This is a genomic window from Bradyrhizobium yuanmingense, from assembly GCF_029167105.1.
GTDB classification, from domain to species: domain Bacteria; phylum Pseudomonadota; class Alphaproteobacteria; order Rhizobiales; family Xanthobacteraceae; genus Bradyrhizobium; species Bradyrhizobium yuanmingense_A.
The window spans coordinates 7,501-24,418 of the sequence record NZ_JARFML010000034.1 but is presented as its reverse complement, the minus strand read 5'-3'; the positions used below and the strand labels follow the sequence as shown (position 1 = coordinate 24,418).

At 64.8% G+C, this 16,918-nt stretch carries 15 protein-coding genes (1 of these 15 cut by a window edge); 8 read left to right on the top strand and 7 right to left on the bottom strand.

Features of this window, described 5'->3' with window-relative positions:
* Positions 1-88: 88 nt before the first annotated feature.
* The 6 genes from P0R31_RS32110 to P0R31_RS32085 all read right to left on the bottom strand — a co-directional run bounded on the left by P0R31_RS32110 (position 89) and on the right by P0R31_RS32085 (position 7,129).
* Positions 89-1,333, bottom strand: a complete 1,245-nt coding sequence (locus P0R31_RS32110) for an acyl-CoA dehydrogenase (protein WP_275518582.1) — start codon at positions 1,331-1,333, stop codon at positions 89-91.
* Between the two features lie 123 nt (positions 1,334-1,456).
* Positions 1,457-2,584, bottom strand: a complete 1,128-nt coding sequence (locus tag P0R31_RS32105) for an acyl-CoA dehydrogenase family protein (protein ID WP_275518580.1) — start codon at positions 2,582-2,584, stop codon at positions 1,457-1,459.
* Positions 2,585-2,743: 159 nt separating this feature from the next.
* A complete protein-coding gene (locus tag P0R31_RS32100) occupies positions 2,744-4,615 on the bottom strand; it encodes an AMP-binding protein (protein WP_275518579.1) in 1,872 nt (623 codons plus the stop codon).
* A gap of 43 nt (positions 4,616-4,658) precedes the next feature.
* Entirely contained in the window at positions 4,659-5,465 is an 807-nt protein-coding gene (locus tag P0R31_RS32095) for an enoyl-CoA hydratase/isomerase family protein (protein ID WP_275518578.1), read from the bottom strand.
* Between the two features lie 247 nt (positions 5,466-5,712).
* Positions 5,713-6,471 carry an SDR family NAD(P)-dependent oxidoreductase gene (locus P0R31_RS32090; protein ID WP_024337318.1) on the bottom strand — a complete coding sequence of 253 codons (759 nt, stop codon included), beginning with the start codon at positions 6,469-6,471 and terminating at the stop codon, positions 5,713-5,715.
* 55 nt (positions 6,472-6,526) lie between these two features.
* Positions 6,527-7,129: a TetR family transcriptional regulator gene (locus tag P0R31_RS32085; protein ID WP_275518576.1), complete on the bottom strand. Its 603-nt coding sequence runs from the start codon at positions 7,127-7,129 to the stop codon at positions 6,527-6,529.
* 207 nt (positions 7,130-7,336) lie between these two features.
* On the opposite strand from P0R31_RS32085, the gene P0R31_RS32080 reads away from it, so the two are divergent.
* The gene (locus P0R31_RS32080) at positions 7,337-8,509 is read left to right on the top strand and encodes an acetyl-CoA C-acetyltransferase (protein WP_225149379.1); all 1,173 of its coding nucleotides are present in this window, start codon (positions 7,337-7,339) and stop codon (positions 8,507-8,509) included.
* A 117-nt stretch (positions 8,510-8,626) separates the two neighbouring features.
* A complete protein-coding gene (locus tag P0R31_RS32075) occupies positions 8,627-10,171 on the top strand; it encodes an acyl-CoA synthetase (protein WP_275518574.1) in 1,545 nt (514 codons plus the stop codon).
* Between the two features lie 128 nt (positions 10,172-10,299).
* On the opposite strand, the gene P0R31_RS32070 is transcribed toward P0R31_RS32075, so the two are convergent.
* Positions 10,300-10,842, bottom strand: a complete 543-nt coding sequence (locus P0R31_RS32070; RefSeq protein WP_275518573.1) for a methylated-DNA--[protein]-cysteine S-methyltransferase — start codon at positions 10,840-10,842, stop codon at positions 10,300-10,302.
* 135 nt (positions 10,843-10,977) lie between these two features.
* Here P0R31_RS32070 and P0R31_RS32065 point away from each other — a divergent pair, with 135 nt between their 5' ends.
* From P0R31_RS32065 to P0R31_RS32040, 6 genes are all read left to right on the top strand, one after another.
* Positions 10,978-11,796, top strand: coding sequence for an alpha/beta fold hydrolase (locus P0R31_RS32065; RefSeq protein ID WP_275518572.1), 819 nt, complete (start codon positions 10,978-10,980; stop codon positions 11,794-11,796).
* A 2-nt stretch (positions 11,797-11,798) separates the two neighbouring features.
* Positions 11,799-12,611 (top strand): alpha/beta fold hydrolase, encoded by an 813-nt coding sequence (locus tag P0R31_RS32060; RefSeq protein ID WP_275518571.1) that lies wholly within the window; start codon positions 11,799-11,801, stop codon positions 12,609-12,611.
* 202 nt (positions 12,612-12,813) lie between these two features.
* The gene (locus P0R31_RS32055; RefSeq protein WP_275518570.1) at positions 12,814-13,488 is read left to right on the top strand and encodes a GntR family transcriptional regulator; all 675 of its coding nucleotides are present in this window, start codon (positions 12,814-12,816) and stop codon (positions 13,486-13,488) included.
* 162 nt (positions 13,489-13,650) lie between these two features.
* The gene (locus P0R31_RS32050; protein ID WP_275518569.1) at positions 13,651-14,451 is read left to right on the top strand and encodes a phytanoyl-CoA dioxygenase family protein; all 801 of its coding nucleotides are present in this window, start codon (positions 13,651-13,653) and stop codon (positions 14,449-14,451) included.
* 167 nt (positions 14,452-14,618) lie between these two features.
* A complete protein-coding gene (locus P0R31_RS32045) occupies positions 14,619-15,932 on the top strand; it encodes an NAD(P)H-dependent oxidoreductase (protein WP_275518567.1) in 1,314 nt (437 codons plus the stop codon).
* Positions 15,933-16,113: 181 nt separating this feature from the next.
* A protein-coding gene (locus P0R31_RS32040) for a TRAP transporter substrate-binding protein (protein WP_275518566.1) crosses the window boundary here: on the top strand, positions 16,114-16,918 show its 5' portion. Its footprint extends 284 nt past the window's final position; the window shows 805 of its 1,089 coding nt (coding positions 1-805); its start codon is at positions 16,114-16,116; its stop codon lies off the right edge, out of view.

Below are 16,918 nucleotides of genomic sequence, written 5' to 3'. Positions count from 1 at the left end.
CGCGCAACGCGCGAACCCGGAAGCTAGAACTTGCATCTTTCACTTCGAGATTCCGGGTTCGGCTCTTCGAGCCGCCCCGGAATGACGGCTAATTTCTTCCCTTCGTCGGGATCTTGTTGAACGGCACGTCCTTGTCGACGCGGATGTCGCCGGGCAGGCCCAACACGCGCTCGGCGATGATGTTGCGCATGATCTCGTCGGTGCCGCCTTCGACCCGCGTACCCGGCGCACGCAGCAGCATGGCCTGGAAACGGCCGGCCAGCTCGCCATCCTCGCCGCTGACGACGCCGGACGCGCCCTGCAGATCGAGTGCATAGGTCGCGACGTCCTGGATCATGGAGCCGGCCACCAGCTTGCCAATGGAGTTCTCCGGCCCCGGGCGTTCGCCCCTCGACAGCGCCGAGATCGCGCGCATGCTGGTGTATTTCAGGCCGCTCGCCTTCACCGCCCAGTTCGCCAGCTTGGAGCGGACCGCGCGATCCTCGATCGCCGGGCCGTCGTCGAGCATCAGGCTGGAGCAGTACTCGAACAATTCGGGGAAGCCGGTCGACACGGCCGCGCCGATCGCGCTGCGCTCGTTCATCAGCGTGGTCAGCGAGACGTTCCAGCCGTCACCGACCTCGCCGAGGCGCTGATGGTCGGGGATGCGGACATTGGTGAAATAGACCTCGTTGAAGTCGGAGGCGCCGCTCGCCTGCTTGATCGGCCGCACCTCGACGCCCGGGCTCTTCATGTCCAGGAAGAACATGGTGAGGCCCTTGTGCTTGGGCACGGTCGGATCGGTGCGGGTGAGCAGGATGCCGTAGTCGGAATAATGCGCGCCCGAGGTCCAGATCTTCTGGCCGTTGATGATCCAGTCGTCGCCGTCCTTCTCCGCGCGCGTGCGCAGGCCAGCAACGTCCGAGCCGCCGGCGGGCTCGGAGAACAGCTGGCACCAGACCTTCTCGCCGGAGGCGAGCGGCGGCAGATAGGTGCGCTTATGCTCCTCGCGCGCGAACGCCATCATGGTCGGCCCGCACATGCCGTGGCCGATGATGAACATGCGGGAGAGCTGGCCGAACGGCCCCTCCTCCTGCTGCCAGATCACGCGCTCGATCGGCGAGGCGCCGCGGCCGCCATATTCCTTCGGCCAGTGCAGGCAGGCCCAACCAGCGTCGGCCTTTTTCTTCTGCCAGGCTTTTGCGACCTGGAGGATGTCAGCGTTCTTGAGCACGGTGCGGCCGAGCGAGGATTTGCGCAGCTCCTCCTCGTATTGCTTAGGTGCATTGGCGCTGATCCAGGCGCGGGCGGTGGCGCGGAACTCGGCTTCCTGCGGGGTGTCGTCGAAGTTCATATGTTCTCTCTCTTCCGTCATTCCGGGGCGATGCGAAGCATCGAACCCGGAATCCAGAGGTTACGGCCTCATCTCGAGATTCCGGGTTCGCCGCTTTGCGGCGCCCCGGAATGACGACAGGAACTACGCCGCGTTCTTCTTCCGCATCCGATCGATCAGCTGATCTTCCCAATAAGTGAGGCTGCCCAGGCCCAGCGCCATGGCGTTGGCGCGGCGGTAGTACATGTGGCAGTCGAACTCCCAGGTGAAGCCCATGCCGCCGTGGACCTGGATGTTGTTCTTGGCGCAGTGCTGGAACGCCTGCGTCGCGCTGATGCGCGCAGCAGCGGCGGCTTCCGGCAGCTCGGCCGCATTCGTCGAGAGCGCCCAGGCGCCGTAATAGCTGTTGGAGCGCGCCAGGGTCGCCGAGACGTACATGTCGGCGAGCATGTGCTTGACGGCCTGGAACGAGCCGATCTGCCGGCCGAAGGCGATGCGGTCCAGCGCGTAGTCGCGCCCCATCTCGAGCGCGCGATCGGCGCCGCCGACCTGCTCGAACGCGCACAGCACCGCGGCGCGGTCGAGCACCTGGGTGAGGATGCTCCAGCCTTCGCCCGCAGCGCCGAGCGGCTCGGCTTTGGCGTCCTTGAAGGTGATCTCGGCCTGCCCGCGGGTCGGATCGAGATTGGTGAGGTTCTTGACCTCGACGCCGCCGGCTTTGAGATCGACCAGAAACAGCGAGATGTCGGCCTCGCGCCCGCTCGATCCCGCGCGCGCGGCAACCACCGCAAAATCGGCGATCGCACCGTCGGCGACCGGCTTCTTGACGCCGTTGAGCACCCCGTTCGCAGCCGTCAGCTTGACGTTCTTCGGAGCCGGATTGCCCTTGCCCTCGAACAGCGCCAGCGTGCCGATGGCCTCCCCGGAAGCAATCGCCGGCAGCCATTTCTTCTTCTGCGCGTCGCTGCCCGCGATCAGCAGCGCTTCGGCAGCGAGGTACACGGTCGAGGAGAACGGCACCGGCGCATTCGCCCGGCCCATTTCTTCCGCGATTACGCACAGCTCGAGATGACCGGCGCCGGCGCCGCCGAACTCCTCCGGAATGGCGACACCGAGGAAGCCCATCTCGGCGAGGCCTTTCCACAGCTCCTTGTCATACGGCGCCTTGCCGTCGAGCACGACACGCACCGCCTTGGGCGAGCATTTTTCAGTGAGGAACTTGCGCGCCTGGTCGCGGAGCTGTTTTTGATCGTCGGAGAAATCGAAGTTCATGGCGGGCTACCTTTGTTTATTCGTTGTCAATTATTGGCACCGTCATTCCGGGGCGCGCGTAGCGCGAGCCCGGAATCCATAGCCACAAGCCGGGGTTATGGATTCCGGGCCTGCGCCTCGCGGCGCATCCCGGAATGACGAGGTGAGAGAGTTGAGCGCTCATTTCAGCACGATCACATCTTCATCCGGCGCGTCCGCATAGAGCCGCTCCACCAGCGCCGCGCGGCGTTCCAGGCCGGCGCGCTGGTTGATGTAGCCCTTGTCGGTGAGCTCGTTGCCGTCGATCGAGGGCGGCTCGACCATCAGCATCGCGCGCGCGATGATACGGCTGCTGGCGCCTTCGCACTCCCGGTTGTGGGCTTCCAGGCCGCGCTTGAAGCAGGCGATCACCTCGGGATGTCTCACCGCATCGGCAAAACTCAGATCGGGATTGCCGACCAGCTGGCGGCAGGCGTGCAGGTTCGGCCAGGCCAACAGACCAATGAAGGGACGATCCTGCCCCGCGACCAGCGCGTCGTGCACGACAGGCGTGGCGGCCGCGATCGCATCGGTCCGCAGCGAGCCGACATGCACGAATGTGCCCGTGGTGAGCTTGAAGTCTTCCACCACGCGGCCGGCAAAGATGATGCCTTGCACCGGATCGGCATCGTCGACGAAGATGCCGGCATCGCCGATGCAGTAGAAACCTTCCTCGTCGAACATCTTCCTGGTCAGCTCCGGCTGGCCGAAATAGCCGGGCGTGACGTTGACGCCGCGCAGGCGCAATTCGTACTTCGAGCCGCAGGGCACCATCTTCAACTCGACGCCGGGAAACGGCAGGCCGATCAGGCCGACGCGCTCGGTGTCCCAATAGGTGCCGGTCGAGGTCGGCGCGGTCTCAGTCGAACCCCAGCCCGTGTAGAACACGATGCGCTCGCCGGTGGTCTTTACCGCCAGCGTCTGCATGCGCTCATAGAGATCGTCGGGCAGCCGCGCACCGCCATAGGCCATGATCGCAAGGTTCTTGAAGAACGAGCGGCAGAGCGCGTCGTCCTTCTCCATGGCGGCGGCGAGAGCGGCGTAGCCGGCCGGCACGTTGGCGTAATAAGTCGGCGAGATCTCGCGCAGGTTTCGCAGCGTCTCCTCGAACTGGCCCGGCATCGGCCTTCCGTCATCGATATAGAGCGTGCCGCCGTCGACCAGGATCGGGTGGAACGCGGCATTGCCGCCCATGGTGTGGTTCCAGGGCATCCAGTCCAGCATGGTCGAGATCGGCCCGTTCGGATCGCGCGGCCGCACCTGCATCATCATGGCTGCATTGGCGCACATCATCTCCTGCGTGTTGATGACGGCCTTGGGCATGCCGGTCGAGCCCGACGTGAACAGCAGCTTGCCGACGGTCTGCGGCGTGATCTTCGCAATCGAGGCCTCGACATCGGCCGTGACAGGCGTTGCCGCGAGCTCGGCGAAGCTGACGCTCTTGATGCCCTCGCAGGGCCGCGCAACGTGAACCACGGTGACGCCGCTGAGATCGAGCGCCTTCAGCGCCCTTTCGAAGGTCGGGCCGTCCTGCACCATCAGCACGGCCGGCTTGATCAGGTCGAACAGGTACTTGAGCTTGACGTGATCGTGGCTCATCAAGGAGTAGGCCGGCGACACCGGCGCTGCCGGGACGCGCGCCTGCATTGCGGCCTGCGTCATCAGTGCATGCTCGATCGAATTGCCGGAGAGGATCGTGACGGGCCGGCCCTCGAGCTCGAGATTGAGCAGGCCTTGCGTCAGCGCGTCCACGATGCGCTTGGCTTCGCCATAGGACACCTTGCGCCATTCGCGGTTCGCACCGCCGCGCTGTGCCAGCCAGATGCGTTCGGGCGCTTCCTTCGCCCATTTCGCCAGCGACGCCGGGATGTGCTTCTCATAAGGCTGCAGCGGAATGCGCGATTTCAGCACCACCGTGCCGTCGCCGCGGCGCTCGACGTCGATGTCGCGCGCGAGCCACTGGACCTTGCGAAAGGCGGGCTTCGTCATCACCGCCGCCGCGCTTCCACTCATTTTGCGTCTCCCGGAATTACTGTCCTTTGCGGATCTTCATCGTTCAGCGCCTGATATAGACAGGCTTTCGCTTCTCAAGGAAGGCCCTGATGCCTTCCGAAAACTCTTCCGAGCGGCTGCACAGGACCTGGTTGCGATCCTCCATCGCGATCGCAGCTTCCAGCGAGCCGGCATCGACGCTCATGTTGAGACATTCCTTGGATAGCCGCAGGCCCACGGGCGAGGCCGTCAACATCGCCTCGACGTAAGGCGCGGCCGCGTCGTCGAGCTTGTCCTCGTCCACGACCTCCGAGACGAGACCGACCGCGAGCGCGCGCTCCGCTCCGATGAAGCGCCCGGTGAGGATCAGCTCGGATGCGACGGAGACGCCGACGAGGCGCGGCAGAAAATAGCTGGTGCCGATGTCGCAGCCGCCGAGACCGAGCTTGATGAAGGCGCAGTTCATCCGCGCTGACTTGGTTGCGATACGGATGTCGGACGCCAGTGCCAGCGCGAAGCCGCCGCCGGCGGCCGCGCCCTGCACCAGCGCCAGGATCGGCTGCGGACAGCGCCGCATCAGCATCACGATGTCGGCGATGCGCCGCTGCGAATCCAGCGACTCCGTGACGCCGGGTGGCTCCTGCTGTCCGGCCCGGCGCGCCATCGCAGCCTTGAGATCGAGGCCGGCACAAAAATTCCTGCCGGCGCCCTTGAGCACGACGACGCGGGTGTCGCGATTGCGTTGCAAGCCTTGGAAATAGTCGTTGAGCGCTTCGATCAGCGCGGGATCGAGGGCGTTGAGGTGCTCGGGCCGATTGAGCGTCACCCGGTCGACGCCGTCGTTGTGTTCGATCAGCAGCGGTTGGGACATGGGGGCCTCGTGCTTGCCGCGGGTCGCGGCGCCGATTGGCTGCGCCCTCTCCCCCTTGTGGGAGAGGGCATGTAAATCGCTAGCCGCACACTCGCTTGGGTGAGGGGTCTGCCTCCACAGATGAGATTGTGGAGACAACCCCTCATCCGGCGCCATAGCCGAAGCTTCGCTTCGGCGTCCTTTTAAGGACGGCGGCCGAAGGCCGCTTATGCCACCTTCTCCCACAAGGGGAGAAGGAAGAAAGTACCTACCTTGGCGCCATGCGGATGGCACCGTCGAGGCGGATGGTCTCGCCGTTCAACATCGGGTTTTCGACGATGTGCACCGCGAGCATGCCGTATTCGTTGGCATCGCCGAGACGCGAAGGATGCGGCACCTGGGCGCCGAGGCTCTTGCGCGCCTCTTCGTTCAAGCCCATCAGCAGCGGCGTGAAGAACAGGCCGGGTGCAATGGTGTTGACGCGGATCTTCTGGCTGGCGAGATCGCGCGCGGCCGGCAGCGTGAGGCCGACGACGCCGCCCTTTGACGCCGAATAGGCGATCTGGCCGATCTGGCCTTCGTAGGCCGCAACCGAGGCGGTGTTGATGATGACGCCGCGCTCTTCTCCGATGGGCTCCGCAGTGACGAGGCGCTCGGCGAACAGACGCAGGCAGTTGAACGTGCCTATCAGGTTGACGTTGATGATGCGCGCGAACTTTTCCAGCGGATAGACACCGTCACGACCGACGATGCGCTGCGAGCCGCCGATGCCGGCGCAGTTCATCAGCACGCGGGCGACGCCGTGTGCGGCTTCGGCCTTGGCGATCGCCGCCTTGATCTGCTCCTCGCTGGTGACGTCGGCATGCAGCGCGACGCCCTTCACTTCGGCAGCCACCTTCTCGGCGTTTTCCTTGCTCTGGTCGATCACGCCGATCTTGGCGCCCTTGGCCGCCATGGCGCGGGCGGTCGCGGCACCAAGGCCCGAACCACCGCCGGTGATGAGAACGGCTACGTCTTTCAACTGCATCGCGTGTACCTTTCCTTGGGCGTTTCTTCTCTGGACTTGTGAAGTGACGGCCGGACTATCCGGCCGCGGCCGCTTCCCCGGCTTGCGTGAGGATGCCGCCGCAGATCAGCGTTTCCATGTGCTTGATGTATTGCCGGCAGACATCGTCGGTGACCGGGCCGACGCCCGTCGCGCGGGACATCGCGTGCCGGCCGAAGAACAGGTGATCGCAGGCGCCGATCAGGCTGGTGTAGAACAGCACCGGATCGGTCTGGCGGAATTCGCCGCGGCTGACGCCTTCGGCTAGTAGGCGGCGGTGGAAATCCAGCAGCGGCGCAACGAAGAATTTCGAGACTTCGTCGGCAGAGCTCGCACTGGTTTCGTGCAAGAGATAGTGGATCAGCCGGTTCATATAGGGGAACCGGTGATAGGCACGGATGATGCCGGCGATGTGCAGCTTCAGCTTCGCCGTCGACGTGATCGGCTGCGCCAGCAGATATTCGAGGTTGGTCATCTCGGTCGCGGCATCCCGCGCCAGCAGCGCCAGCAACAGGCCGTCCTTGTTGCCGAAGTGGTATTTGACCAGCGCGGCGTTGGCGCCCGACTTCTGCGCAATGTCGGACAGCGAGATCTCGATCGAGGAGCGTTCGATCATCAGCTCGCTCGCGGCCACCAGCAATTTCTCTGCCGTGGAATTTTTCCCGCTGGGGAGCCTGTTCGGTACGCTGGTCGACACGGAGATCCCTGTTTGGCCGCTGGAAGCGGGGCGCAGATAAGCGCATGCAGCGCCTCATCACAAGAGTTAATTGATCGATTGACTAAACGATGGTCCGCCCCTTAAATCCGCCCCGACAACCCAATCCAAAACAATCATGGGAGAGACCGAATGGCCGAGGCTTACATCGTCGCCGCTGCGCGTACCGCCGGCGGGCGCAAGGGGGGCCGCCTCGCCGGCTGGCATCCGGCCGATCTCGCCGCGAAGGTGCTGGACGAGCTGGTTGACCGTACCAAGGTCGACCCGGCCCAGGTCGAGGACGTGATCATGGGTTGCGTGATGCAGGTCGGCGAGCAGTCCAACAACGTCGCGCGCAACGCGATCATGGCCTCGAAGCTTCCGGAGAGCGTGCCGGGCACCTCGATCGACCGCCAGTGCGGCTCCTCGCAGCAAGCGCTGCACTTCGCCGCGCAGGCGGTGATGTCGGGTGCGATGGACGTCGTGATCGCCGCCGGAGTGGAATCCATGACGCGGGTGCCGATGGGCCTGTCGTCGCAGCTTCCGGCCAAGAATGGCTTTGGCAATTACAAGAGCCCGGGCATCGAGAAGAAGTATCCGAACATCGTGTTCAGCCAGTTCACCGGCGCGGAGATGATGGCCGAGAAGTACGGCCTCTCCAAGGATGAGCTCGACCAGTACTCCTACGACAGCCATCAGCGCGCGATCGCGGCGACGCAAGGAGGTCACTTCAAGAAGGAGATCGTGCCGCTCGAGATCACCCGTGCCGACGGCAGCAAGGACACCCACCACATCGACGAAGGTATCCGCTTCGATGTCACGCTCGACGGCATCAAGGGCGTCAAGCTGATCGCCGAGAACGGCAAGCTGACTGCGGCCAGCGCCAGCCAGATCTGCGACGGCGCCTCCGGCGTCATGGTGGTGAACGAGAAGGGCCTGAAGCAGCTCGGCGTCAAGCCGCTCGCCCGCATCCATCACATGACCATGACGGGCGGCGATCCCGTGATCATGCTCGATGCTCCCCTGCACGCCACCAAGCGCGCGCTGGAGAAGGCCGGCATGAAGATCGGCGACATCGACCTGTTCGAGGTCAACGAGGCCTTCGCCTCGGTGCCGACCGCCTGGCTGAAGACCACCGGCGCCGACCCGGAGCGTCTCAACGTCAACGGCGGCGCCATCGCGCTCGGCCATCCGCTCGGCGGCTCCGGCACCAAGCTGATGACGACGCTGGTCCACGCCCTGCACCAGCGCGGCAAGCGCTACGGCCTGCAGACCATGTGCGAGGGCGGCGGCATGGCCAACGTGACGATCGTGGAGCGGCTGTAAGAAAAACAAAAGCGAGCAGTGAGTGGCGAGTAGCGGATCGTGAGTAGGAGAGGAGCGGTTTGCCCTTCTTCCCTATTCGCCACTCGCTACTCGCCATTCGCGTTTTGAGGAAACGCCATGACCCACCCCTGTATCCACGCCAAGACGACGCCCGACAAGATCGCCTACCAGATGGCCGGGACCGGCAAGGCGATCACCTATCGCGAGCTCGACGAGCTTTCGAACCAGGGCGCGCATCTGTTCCGCTCGCTCGGCCTCAAGGCCGGCGACCACATCGCGCTGTTGATGGAGAACCGCCTCGCCTTCATGGAGCTGTGCTGGGCGGCACAGCGCAGCGGGCTCTATTACACCGCGATCAGCCGCTACCTGAAGCAGGACGAGATCGACTACATCATCGCCGATTGCGGCGCCAAGGTCGTGATCACCACGCCGAAATGCGCCGATCAGATCAAGGGCCTGATCAGGGGCGCGCTAGGGGAGCCGATCTTCTACATGATGGACGACCCCCTGCCCGGCTTCCGCTCCTACGACAAGGAAGCCGCCGCGCAGCCGACGACACCGATCGCCGACGAGGTCGCTGGCTACGACATGCTGTATTCGTCGGGCACCACCGGCCGCCCGAAGGGAATCAAGAAGGCGTTCGAAGGCAACAGGATCGACGTGCCGAACGCCTTCCTGCGCGTGCTCTGTGCCGACATGTGCGGCGTGAACGCGGAGAGCATCTATCTGTCGCCGGCGCCGCTCTATCACGCGGCGCCCTTGCGGTTCAACATGATGGCGATCGTGCTCGGCGGCACCTCCATCATCATGGAGCACTTCGATGCCGAAGAGTTCCTGAGGTTGGTCGAGAAGTACAAGGTGACGCAATCGCAGCTGGTGCCGACCATGTTCGTGCGCATGCTGAAGCTGCCGGACGAGGTGCGCGCCAAATACGACGTTTCCAGCCTGAAGGGCGCCATCCACGCCGCAGCGCCCTGCCCGGTCGACGTCAAGGCGAAGATGATCGAATGGTGGGGACCGATCCTGATCGAGTATTACGCCGGGTCTGAAGGGAACGGCGTCACCGTCTGCAACTCGCAGCAATGGCTGGAGCATCGCGGCAGCGTCGGCCGCGCCGTGGTCGGCAAGATCAAGATTCTCGACGAGAACGACGAGGAGCAGCCGGTCGGCGAGATCGGCACCGTCTATTTCGCCGACGCGCCCGCCTTCACCTATCACAATGATCCCGAGAAGACGAAGAAGGCCTACAACGCCAAGGGATGGTCGACGCTCGGCGATGTCGGCTATCTCGACAAGGACGGCTTCCTCTATCTCACCGACCGCAAGTCCTACATGATCATCTCCGGCGGGGTGAACATCTATCCGCAGGAGACCGAGGACGTGCTGATCACGCACCCCGAGGTCGCCGACGTCGCGGTGTTCGGGGTGCCGAACGAGGAGATGGGCGAAGAGGTCAAGGCGGTGGTGCAGCCGCACGACATGAGCCGCGCCGGCAAGGCGCTGGAGGCCGATCTGATCGCCTATTGCAAGAGCCGCCTCTCCGCGATCAAGTGCCCGCGCTCGATCGATTTCGAAGCCGAGCTGCCGCGCACGCCGACCGGCAAGCTGGTGAAGCGGCATTTGCGCGACAAATACTGGCCGAAGACGGCGGCGAAGATTTAGGGCGAGCGGCCGCTCCCAACCCCCTCGTGCCCGGGCTTGTCCCGGGCATCCACGTTCTTTGTACTGCGAGGGAAGACGTGGATGGCCGGGTCAAGCCCGGCCATGACGCCGAGCAAGCTTTCGCATCCTCAATCGAACAAACTCGGCGTGTGGTTCACCAGCGCGCCTTCGATCTCGAGCATCTTCAGCTTCGTGACCACGCCGCCATTGGCGGAGAAGCCGCCGGGCTTGTTGCCGGCGGCGAGCACGCGGTGGCAGGGCACGACGATCGGGCACGGGTTGCGGCCGAGCGCCTGGCCGACGTCGCGCGAGAGCTGGACGCCGCCGAGCTGCTTGGCGATGTCGCCATAGGTGATGGTCTTGCCGGGTGGAATGGCACGGGCGATCTCGTAGACGCCGCGATTGAACTCGGGCACGCCGTCGAGGTCGAGCGGGATATCCGTGAGATCATCCGGCTCGCCCGCGAGAAGTTTTGTCATGCGGTCGATCGCCTGTTGCACCTCGGCGGTCGGCTCGGTCTCGACGGCGTCGGCGTGACGCTGGCTGATGCGGGTGCGGATCTTCTGCTCGCCGCCCATCGGCAATTGCGTGCCGTTGATGCCCCGCGGGCCCCAGGCGATGGCACACAGGCCGATCCTGGTGTCGAACAGGGCAAAATGCTGGTCGGTCATGGCTTGGTTCCTGGATTGCTTTCGTTGCAGGCCCCACTTTCTTCTCGCGCCAAATCTAGGCTTGGAAATAGTTGCGATCCACCCGGTTTCCGGGAATCTTGCACAGGCGTTCCAATCCTCTCCCGCGAGTCCATAATGCAGAGCCTCCACGTCAACGGTTACGACATGCCCTATCTCGACGTGGGCGAGGACAGGGGCCGCCCGCCTCTGGTCTGCGTGCATGGATCGCTGAATGACTTCCGCGTCTGGGGCTGCGTGCTGGGGCCGTTGACGCAGCGCCACCGGGTGATCGCCGTCAGCCTGCGGCATTTCTTCCCGGAGCGATGGGACGGCGTGGGTGCCACCTATTCGATCGCGCAGCACGCCAGCGACGTCGTCGCCTTCATCGACAAGCTCGATCTCGGACCGGTCGACCTGATGGGCCATTCCCGCGGCGGGCACATCTGCTTCCGCGTGGCGCAGCAGCGACCCGACCTGCTTCGCCGGCTGATCCTGGCCGAGCCCGGGGGCGAGCTCGATGCGAGCCTTGATCCGGATTACGTCGGCGGCCCCTCGCCACTGCTGGCGCGCTTCACGGCCTCGGCCGAGAAGATCGCGGCCGGCGATGTCGACGGCGGGCTCGCCGTCTTCGTCGACACGCTGGAAGGCCATGGCACCTGGCCGCGATTGCCCGCGATGGTGAAGCAGAATCTGCGCGACAACGCCTATACCCTGATCGGCCAGGTCCGCGACAGCCGCCCGCCGTTCTCCAGGGCGGACGCAGAGGCGATCAAGATGCCGACGCTGTTCATCCTGGGCGCGCGAACCAAGGGCCTCTTGCCGAAAGTGCTGCATGCGCTGGCCGCGCATGTGCCCTATTCCAAGACGGCGATCATCCCGAACGCGACGCATCCGATGTTCGAGCAGGCGCCGCAGAAATTCTCCGAAGTGGTTTTGGATTTTCTGGCAAGCTGACCATGCAAAGCTTCCGCGTCACCGGTTACGACATGGCCTATCTCGAAGTCGGTGAGGGCCCGCCGCTGGTCTGCGTACACGGCACACTCGGCGACTTCCGCACCTGGTATTCGGTGCTCGGTCCGCTGTCGAAATCCCATCGCGTGATCGCGGTGAGTCTGCGGCACTTCTTTCCCGAGCATTGGGACGCCGTCGGCGACGACTACAAGATGGCGCAGCACGTTGCCGATACGATCGCCTTCATCGCGCAGGTCAAGCCCGGCCCCGTCGACCTGATGGGCCATTCGCGCGGCGGACACATCGCCTTCCGCGTGGCGCAGGCGCGGCCTGATCTGTTGCGCAAGCTGGTGCTGGCCGAGCCCGGCGGCGATCTCGACGCATCGCTCCCTGTGCCGGAAGGCACGCCCGCGCATCCGCCCATCGCGGCCCGCACCGCGCGATCGGTCGAGATGATCCGCGCCGGCGATATCGAAGGCGCGCTGCAGAATTTCTACGAAGGCATCGAGGGCGACGGCTCCTGGCGGCGCGTGCCGGCTGCGGCCAAGCAGCAACTGCGCGACAATGCGCTGACCTTCCTCGGCCAGATCAACGAGCAGCGCCGGCCCTACACGCTCGGCGATGCGCAGGCGATCAGGACGCCGACGCTGCTGATCGGCGGCAGCGCCACCACCGGCAGCCTGTCGGTGATGTGGCGCGTGCTGGCCGCGCACATCGCGGGCGCCCAGACGGCGGTGATCGCGAACGCCGGCCACTGGATGTTCGAGCAGGCGCCGCTCGAGTTCGGCGAGGTGGTGAGCAGATTCCTGACGGAGTAGGCGCTCTCACGGCAGCCTCTGGAGATTCGTATTCTCTCGAAAACAACCCCATGCACAGTAGAGGGCGCCAGCAAAATCAATAGCTTGGCCGGGCAGTGAAGGAGTTTTCTGCGGTTTCATGATACCACTTGAAACTCTTGGCGCTTTCACGTAAGCTCGAATACGGAATTCCGTATTCCTTCGTTCTTCTGGAGCTGCCGGCGTGATCCCTCTCGACCCGCTCCCGAACCTGATCGACCAGGTCTATGCGCGGATCCTGGAGGCGATCTCCGACCGCACGCTTCAGCCCGGCCAACGCATCCGGCAGAACGAGCTCGCCGATCGGCTCGGCGTGTCGCGCCAGCCGGTGTCGCATGCGCTGCATCTGTTGCATCGGCAGGGCCTGGTTGCAGAGAGCGGCCGCCGCGGCTTTGAGGTGACGCAGCTCGATCCCGCGCGCATCCGCCAGCTCTACGAGGTGCGCGGCGCCATCGACGCGCTCGCGGCCGGGCTTGCCGCTCCGCGCGCGGCCAGCGACGCGGCGGGACGCGCGCGACTGGAGGCAGCGCTCGCCGCCGGGCGCCGCAGCGACCGCAACACGATTCTATCCGAGCTCATCACGCTCGATGTCGATTTTCACCGCGCAATCTATCAACTCGCCGGCAATCCAGTGATCGAGGAGACCATGGCGCCGCAATGGCCGCACATGCGGCGCTCGATGGCGACGGTGCTCTCCGAGCTCGATTATCGCGCCAGCGCCTGGGCAGAGCATGCCGATATTGCCGGACACATTCTCAGCGGCAACGCGAAAGCGGCCGAACGCGCCGCGCTCGCGCACGCGCAGACGGCGGGACGGATGACCGAGGAGAGATTGCGGGCGACGGAAGAGGCGGCGTAGCCATTTGCACCGTCATTCCGGGGCACGCGAAGCGTGAACCCGGAATCCATTGAGCGGCAGAGACTGTAGATGAATGGATTCTCAGGTGCGCAATTGCGCACCGTAGCTCGCGACTTCGTCGCGCCCCGGAATGACAAAAACAATGCAACAGGAGGACGACCCATGAAACTGTCTCAGGAGCAATTGGAGTTCTTCCACCGCGAGGGCTGGCTGTTCCTGCCCGAATTGTTCGCCCAGGAGGAGGTCGACCTGCTCGCGCGCGAGGCGGTCACTATTTACGAGGCCAACCGGCCGGAGGTCTGGCGCGAGAAGAGCGGCGCGCCGCGCACGGCCTTTGCCGCGCATCTCTACAACGAGGCGTTCGCAATCCTCGGCGCGCATCCGCGCATGATCGAGCCGGTCGAGCAATTGTTCGGCGAGCCCGTCTACATGCACCAGTTCAAGATCAACGCCAAATCGGCCTTCACCGGCGACGTCTGGCAATGGCACCAGGATTACGGCACCTGGAAGCGCGACGACGGCATGCCGGAGCCGCGGGCGATGAACATCGCAATCTTCCTCGACGAGGTGATGCCGATCAACGGTCCCCTGATGCTGGTGCCGCGCAGCCAGAACGCCGGCGATCTCGAGGCTTCGCATGACCTCGCCACCACCTCTTATCCGCTATGGACGCTGGACGAGGACACGGTGACGCGCCTCGTCAAGCAGGGCGGCATCGTCGCGCCCACCGGCAAGCCGGGCGGCATGCTGATGTTCCACGGCAATCTCGTGCACGGCTCCAGCGGCAACATCACACCCTATCCGCGCAAGATCGTGTACCTGACGCTGAACGCGGTTTCGAACCATATCCGTACACCGACGCGGCCGGACTACATCGCGCATCGCGATTTCACGCCGATCAAGACGGTGGACGACGACGCGCTGCTGCGGCTGGCACGGGCACCGCGCCAGGCGGCGGAGTGAAACAGGTCTCGTGCAACATTCTCAGTCGTCATGCCCGGGCTTGACCCGGGCATCCACGTCTTGACGTGTTCGCCGGCAGGAAGACGTGGATGGCCGGGTCAAGCCCGGCCATGACGAGCTGATAGAGACATGCCTCTCACGACTTCCGTATCACTGGAAAAATAAACATGAACCTCTTCCGCCTCCTGCAAGCCCGCGCATCCGCCGGCAAGCCCGTTCGCGTCGCGCTGATCGGCGCCGGCAAGTTCGGCTCGATGTTCCTCGCACAGGTGCCGCACACGCCGGGGCTGGAGGTGCCCATCATCGTCGACATCGACCGCGACCGCGCGCGCGAGGCCTGCCGCACCGTCGGCTGGGACGCCGAGCGCATCGCCGCGACCGTGTTCACCGATGACGGCGTGCGCGCCGTCGCCGGCGGCGCCATGGACGTGGTGGTGGAAGCGACCGGTAATCCCGCCGTCGGCATCCGCCACGCGCGCGCCGCGATCGCGGCGGGCAAGCATATCGTGATGGTGAATGTCGAGGCCGACGTGCTGGCGGGCCCGCTGCTCGCCGAGGAAGCGCGCAAAGCCGGCGTGGTCTATTCGCTCGCTTATGGCGACCAGCCGGCCCTGACGGCGGAGATGGTCGATTGGGCCCGCGCCACAGGATTTCACGTCGTTGCCGCCGGCAAGGGCACGAAGTACCTGCCCGCCTATCACGACGTGACGCCCGACGGGGTCTGGCAGCATTACGGCCTGACCGCGGGCGAAGCGCAGTCGGCCGGCATGAATCCGCAGATGTTCAACTCTTTCCTCGACGGCACCAAATCGGCGATCGAGATGGCCGCAATCGCCAATGCCTGCGGCCTCGACGTGCCCGCGGAGGGCCTGGCGTTTCCGCCGTGCGGCGTCGACGATCTGCCGCACATCATGCGGCCGCGCTCGCGCGGCGGCGTGCTGGAGCGGTCCGGTGTCGTCGAAGTCGTCTCCTCGCTCGAGCGCGACGGCAGGCCGGTGTTTCGCGACCTGCGCTGGGGCGTCTATGTCGTGCTGGAAGCACCGAGCGACTATGCCGCCGACTGCTTCCGGCAATATGGACTGAAGACCGATGCCAGCGGACGCTTCGCCGCCATGTACAAGCCGTATCACCTGATCGGGCTCGAGCTGAACATCTCGGTGCTGTCGGCCGCGCTGCGGGGCGAGCCCACCGGGCAGCCTTACGGCTTCCGCGGCGACATCGCCGCCGTGGCCAAACGTAACTTGCGTGCCGGGGAGATGCTCGACGGCGAAGGCGGCTACACGGTATGGGGCAAGCTGATACCGGCGGCCGCGAGCCTCAAGGCCGGCGCCCTGCCGATCGGGCTCGCACATCGCCTCAAGCTTAAGCACGACATCGCCCATGGCACGTTGGTACGCTGGAGCGATGTCGAATTCGACTCCGGCAACGAAACGGTGAAGACGCGCAAGGCCATGGAAGCCGCGTTCGCACCGCAGCATTGATCGACCGTTGGCGGCTCCACAACCAAAGTGCGCTTGATTTGCGGTTCCCCTTTGGTCATCCTGACCACGATCCGGGAATACTGAATTTCGGACATCAAGAAACGTCGGCCACCGGCGGAGACGAAAGCGGCAGCAAGACCGCCATCCCTCGTCGAGGACACGACATCACAGGAGGGATACCATGGAACGTCGTAAATTCCTGACGGCAGGCGGGCTGGGCCTTGCCGCAAGTGCAGTCGCTGCGCCGGCGATCGCGCAATCGATGCCCGAGGTGAAATGGAGGCTGGCGGCGAGCTGGCCGAAGTCACTCGATACGCTCTATGGCGGCTGCGAATATTTCTGCAAGCGCGTCGCGGAGATCACCGACAACCGCTTCCAGATTCAGCCGTTTGCGGCCGGTGAAATCGTGCCGGGCCTGCAGGTGCTCGACGCCGTCTCGAACGGCACGGTCGAGATGGGCAACACCGCGCTCTATTATTATTGGGGCAAGAATCCAGCCTTCACCTTCGGCACATCACTGCCGTTCGGCCTCAACACACGTCAGCACATCTCCTGGCTGTTGTGGGGCGGCGGTCAGGACATGCTCAACGATCTCTTGAAGGAGCACAAGGCGATCGGCGTGCCGACCGGCTCGACCGGGGCTCAGATGGGCGGCTGGTTCCGCAAGGAGATCAAGACCGTCGATGATCTCAAGGGCCTGAAATTCCGCGTCGGCGGCTTCGCCGGCACGATCATCGCCAAGGTCGGCGGCGTGCCGCAGCAGATCGCGGCCGGCGACATCTATCCGGCGCTGGAGAAGGGGACGATCGACGCGGCGGAGTGGGTCGGTCCCTATGACGACGAGAAGCTCGGCTTCGTGAAGGTGGCAAAGTACTATTATTATCCCGGCTGGTGGGAAGGCACCGGCCAGGGCCACAACGTCATGAACCTCGAGAAGTGGAACGCGCTGCCGAAGCATTATCAGGCCGCGATCAACACGGCGTCGC